A 5,498-nucleotide genomic window follows, 5' to 3' on the forward strand; every position below is an offset into this window, starting at 1 on the left:
ATATGGGGCGTTATGTGCATTTCAACACCGCATTGTCTGCAATAGGAACTCAGCATATTTCTTACGGACTGCTCTGTCATTCTTCTGCCGAGCTTATTGACGAAGAAGTACCCTGACACTGAGATCTTATCTTCAAAAAGCAGTCTGTACCTTTTAAGTATGCTGAGAACAGCCATATTTTCCACGGGTATAAGGCGTTCTTTTGAGCCTTTGCCGTAAAACTTAACGGAGCGTCCCAAAAGATCAACATTTTCCGGTTTGAGAGTACATATTTCAGCTATCCTTGCACCTGTGGCAAAGAGCAATTCGATCACAGCGGCATTCCTGACGGCACATTTCATTTGGTAAGCACTTTGGGCTGAACCTATCTGCTGATAAGAAAAAGAAATTATCTTAGCGATCACGTCGAGAGGTATCGTTTTTGGCAGCAGCACAGGTTATCTGATCGAAGTTTCGAGCTTATCAAATGGGTTAAAATCTATGTAGTCTTGCAGCAAAAGAAAGTGGATAAAAGCTTTTAGAGTAGCAAGCTTACGCTTTACGGTTTTTGGTTTGTAGTTTTTATTCAGGCACTCGATGTAATCCCACAATGCTTGTTTTGAAAGCGTATCGGAAAACAGTGCATACTGCGAAAGGTCAATTTTGTATGCACGAACAGTTTTGTCGCTAAGTTTTTTATGGTAACGGCAGTAATCGAGAAATTGGTCTACAAAAGGTCTATATTCAAACATCAAAACAGCTCCTTAAAATTTTTAAGGCAAAGCAATTTGGTCAACATTCACAAAAAGCACAAATGCTTACGAATAAAATTGCTTTTAAACCTACCTTATATTATATCAGAGTAGTTTGAGTTCGACAAATTTAGACGATTTGTGAATTTTTACAAAGTTTTCAAAACTCGATTGACTTTTTTAGGAAAGTGTGATATGGTATGATACAGGAAGATTGAATCGATGATAACTTCAAATTATCGTGTGTTAATTTTCTCTTTATGATGATTCACATAAAATAGGAAGGTAGTTGGCAATGAGAATCCTGGTAAATAATATTAAAAGCACAAATTCAACACTATTAGTAAGGCAACTAAAAAGAATAAGAAGCTTCCCTGTTGATGTATGGGGAACTGACATATCAGCAGCTGGGCATATCGCATCAAGCAATTTTGTTGATCGATATTTTCAAGCGCCTAACATAAACAATGAAAAGGAATACTTGCAATTCATCAATGAATTATCAGATAAGCACAAGATAGATTATCTTTTTGTATCAACAGATAAGGAAGTGCGGTTTCTTAATCGCCACAAAGATGAAATAACAATACCGTTCGATAATTGCCCTTCGGATACAATTAATATATTCCAAGACAAACTAGAAGCAAATAGATCCATTGAAAAAATGGGAATTAAAGTACCAACTATTTATGATTCACTTTTTGGAAAAGATAAAGTGATATTTCGCAAAAGATGCTCCGTTTCAAGTCAGGGAATCTATATTGTTGATCTTTCGAAAGCGTCACATATTGAAAATCATTTTCATACAGATTGGTTTGCTCAGAAATATGAAACAGGTACAACATATGTAGTAGATATATTTGCCGATAAAAATGGAAGTCCCAAATTGATATTGCCCCGAAAATCACTTGAAAAACAAATGGGATCAGCTTTTCGCAGCCAAATAGTGAAACATGACAAGCTTATACAAATATGCAAACAAATCTATTCAAAATATAGGATACCGGGTCTATCTAATGTAGAGTTTATTGAGAATGATAGCGGCATTTATTTCATTGAAATCAATCTTAGAATAGGTGGTTCAGCAAGCGAAGGAATGATTGCTTCTTTTAATTACGTAGAACAATATCTGGACCACTTTGTAAACGGGGCAAATCTTGAAAGTCTGGAATACTATATGAATTGTGTAGCATGGGACTCAATAGTCAGCAGATATTATGATGAGGTATTATTTAATGCTTCTCTTGACTCCTGACTTCAAAAATCAAACAGCCAGAAAGATAAATAACAGATATGGTATGGCTTTTTAATTCTTGGAATTAGGTGACGTGTCTTGAATGTTATCCCATCAATTCTCGCTTTAATGCAAGAACATTCCCCCTTCAGATTGACTGCTTGCTGGTAGTACATATCAGCCTGATCAATCATTCCTGCTTTTCTATATGCAATGGACAAATTATAATAAGCAGTACAGTGCATCAATTTACTTGGTTCTTTATTAATAAGCTCCAATGCTTGGTTTTTAAGAAGATCTAATCTGACAAAAGCATTATTCTCATAACACCACGCCAATTTGTTGATTATTACAGATAATTTATCGTAAGTCGAAACACTGTGTTGATCAGCAATGTTTAGATAATCCCAGACGGTACAATCAAATTCACCTGATAATAACAAATAGCCAGCCCAATTATTATAAATGCATGAAATGCCTTGATTTGAATTTTCCAGCAGTCTTTTAGCCTGCTTTATATTTTCTATCGCTTTTTTGTGCTTTCCAATGCTTGAAAGAAGCTTTGAATAGGTGATATACGATTTGCCTGCTTGAATGTTATCGCCTTTTAGCTGAAAAAGTTTTATGCTTTTCTTAGCATTTTTAACAGCCTGCGATGGTTTAGTATAAATGTTTGTCAACCGTAAATAAAATGCATATTCATCAGAATGCTTAAACCCTGGTATTTGGTTCAGTTCAATGTCAATATCGGTGCATGCCCTTTTGTCATTAAGTGCTATAAAGCTATTCAAAACAAGCAATTTCAACTTAATCCATGTATGGCTGAACTTTTCTATTCTAGACATAACGTTTTTATACTCCTGAATAACAATTTCGTGGTGATCTAATATAGAGAGAAACAATAGCTTAAACAGAAGTAGGTCATCATCTGATATAATATCAATGCTTCTTTCCATTAGTTTAATACACGAATAGCCTTCTTCATACAAAGACGCAATACGACATATCCTTAAAATTTGAAAATAAATTTTTTTAAATCTAGGAATATTGTCTTTTGTGCATTCTATCAATTTATTTAGATAATGCCATGTGCTGTCTCTTGATATATTTCTTAATGTGTTTGTCTGAAAATCCGTAAGCAGCTCCATGATTTTTTCCGGATTATTGACCGAATAGATTTTAACTAGAATTTGCCAAGCAGCCTCTTTACTAACAACAGTCACTGTACCCTCATAAACCTTTGCGTAAAAAAGGCTCAAACGCTTATATACATCCTTGTCAATATCAACAAAATCAGAAAGGTTTTCTTTATATGCATCAAGAATACTTGCATGCATAAAAGAGATTTGTTCATTATCTCCATTTGTTTTGGTACAAATAACTTGGTTTGTAACCAGTTCAAGAAATAATTTATCCAGGTCATTTTCAGAATTTGAAAATTCGCTAGTCCAGATATTGTAAAAGACTTTTTTATTTATGCGTCCGCTATGATAATACAAAATTGAAACGATATATTGTGACTCTTGGCTTAAGTTTTTCAAGTTTAATAAAGTTGGCGAGGTCAATTCACCATTCTCTGTATGGTCATCATACATTCTTGCATAATCAATAAGATCCCAAAGATTTCCTTCGGAATAATCCTTATAATGTTTTTTCGCATTGATAACAAAGTGGATATCAGGGGAATGAACATTAAGCTGGGCTTCAAGGAGATCCGCAATATACTCGTCACGCATTTTTTCCAACCTACATAAATGTACATCTACTTCGGCAATTGATATTCCCCGTTGCAAATTTTCCACTGAATCCAGAGAATAGCCATCAGAAATGGTATATTCCAAAATGAATCCTTGATTTTTATATTTCGTTTCATTTATCCATTCAATGAGATATTTAAGAGATGTATTATCTATATTTTGAATATTATCAATTATCAAAAGAATATGACTTTTTTTAAACAGATAGTGGATATAGTCCGATTTTATGCACCTTGCAACAGGAGATATATTGTTTATTATAGAATGCAAACTAAAATCGCCTGTTTTTAATAACCTTTTTAATCCTATGCCACTTGATTTTTTTATAGATTCTTTCAATGAATTGGCTGAAATGAATTGATCGATGCTTTGGTCGATAAATACTTCTTTCAAAATCCTATTTTTATTGCTTGTTAAATAATTTTCAAAAGAAAAGTTTGAGTGTCCCTGCGCTTTGAAAAATTTCATTAAAGCTGTAAAAATCAATTCTAGGTATTCACCTTCCGAAACATTGTAATTTACATTTTGAGGCATAGTTTTAACATTTATAATATTCCAGTCAGCAAAAAAGTGATCTTTAGCTAATTTTGCAGAAAATGATGACTTTCCATATCCTGTTTCGGCGTATACAATATGTACTTGGGTACATTCAGCATGATGAAATAAATCAATTATTTGAGCAATATCTTTTTCACGATCAACTATCCTTGAGGTTGCTGCAAAACTTTTAATTTTCATTATACACTCCTATAAAATAAAAGAAATGAGGAATAATTATGGATTTAGGAATTCTAAAAGCAATTGGAAACACTCCTATGGTAGAGGTATCTGTTGGTGACACACATTTGATGGCAAAACTTGAATGCATGAATCCGTTCGGTAGCATGAAAGACCGAGCCGCAAAATCAACACTATTATCTTTATTATGCACAAACACGATCAATAAAGATACAACCATCGTTGAGTCTTCATCAGGCAACTTTGCTATTGCTTTATCAGGCGTATGTTCTGCCCTAGGGTTAAAGTGCTTATGTGTAGTGGATTCTAATATTACAAATGCGAATCTGCAAATAATAAAACAGTTTGGGAGCACAATTCATCAAATTGATATACCCGAAAAAAACCAATCTAATCAGGAGAAAAGAATAGAAACTGTAAAAAAGTTATTGCAAACTAATAATAATATGTACTGGACAAACCAATATAACAATCGATTAATACAAGAATCCTATTTTTCTCTTGCAGAAGAAATCCTAAGTCAATATCCTCAAACTGAAACGATCTACATTCCGGTGAGTACCTGTGGTACAATTTCAGGCGTATCAACTTGGATAAAAAAACAAAATCCCCAAATAGAGATAATAGCCGTAGATTCATATGGATCTCAGATTTTTGGAGAGAGGATTGCCAGAAATAGATTTACCGGAATGGGTTCAAGAATCAAACCTGGAAATTTAGGTAATGCAATTATTGATAAAGTTGTTAGGGTATCTGATTTGGAATGTATAATAAATTGTCACAAATTGCTTGAACAAGGTCTTTTTATCGGCGCATCAAGCGGTGCCGTTTTAGCAGCAATAAATAAAACAAAGGAATTTAATAGAAACATTGTTGCTATTTTCCCCGATCGCGGAGACAGATATCTTGATAATCTTTATAACAATGAATGGCTAAAGGAAAATATGCCTCAACTAATGAGCGAAGATTATAATTCTAATCACAGAGTATGATGTTTTTGCTTTTTTACACGATAATTTGAAGTTATCACTACTTAAT

At 33.6% G+C, this 5,498-nt stretch carries 5 protein-coding genes; 2 read left to right on the forward strand and 3 right to left on the reverse strand.

The features are described from left to right. Positions 1-434 (reverse strand): tyrosine-type recombinase/integrase (locus DW938_RS15180; protein WP_242992543.1); only part of this gene is annotated, 434 nt, incomplete at its 3' end. A gap of 3 nt (positions 435-437) precedes the next feature. Beyond that, a complete protein-coding gene (locus DW938_RS15185; protein WP_215649688.1) occupies positions 438-731 on the reverse strand; it encodes a site-specific integrase in 294 nt (97 codons plus the stop codon). A 295-nt stretch (positions 732-1,026) separates the two neighbouring features. Here DW938_RS15185 and DW938_RS12265 point away from each other — a divergent pair, with 295 nt between their 5' ends. Further along, complete coding sequence (locus DW938_RS12265; RefSeq protein WP_118125128.1) at positions 1,027-1,986, forward strand: ATP-grasp domain-containing protein; 960 nt, start codon at positions 1,027-1,029, stop codon at positions 1,984-1,986. A 2-nt stretch (positions 1,987-1,988) separates the two neighbouring features. Here the strand turns inward: DW938_RS12265 and DW938_RS12270 are convergent, their stop codons facing one another. After that, entirely contained in the window at positions 1,989-4,460 is a 2,472-nt protein-coding gene (locus DW938_RS12270; protein ID WP_118125130.1) for a tetratricopeptide repeat protein, read from the reverse strand. Between the two features lie 38 nt (positions 4,461-4,498). Between DW938_RS12270 and DW938_RS12275 the strand changes: the two genes are divergently transcribed. Beyond that, positions 4,499-5,452, forward strand: coding sequence for a pyridoxal-phosphate dependent enzyme (locus DW938_RS12275; RefSeq protein WP_021681499.1), 954 nt, complete (start codon positions 4,499-4,501; stop codon positions 5,450-5,452). Positions 5,453-5,498 lie beyond the last annotated feature (46 nt).

The sequence above is a fragment of the Ruminococcus sp. AM43-6 genome (assembly GCF_003461785.1).
In the GTDB taxonomy this organism is placed as follows: Bacteria; Bacillota; Clostridia; order Oscillospirales; family Ruminococcaceae; genus Hominimerdicola; species Hominimerdicola aceti.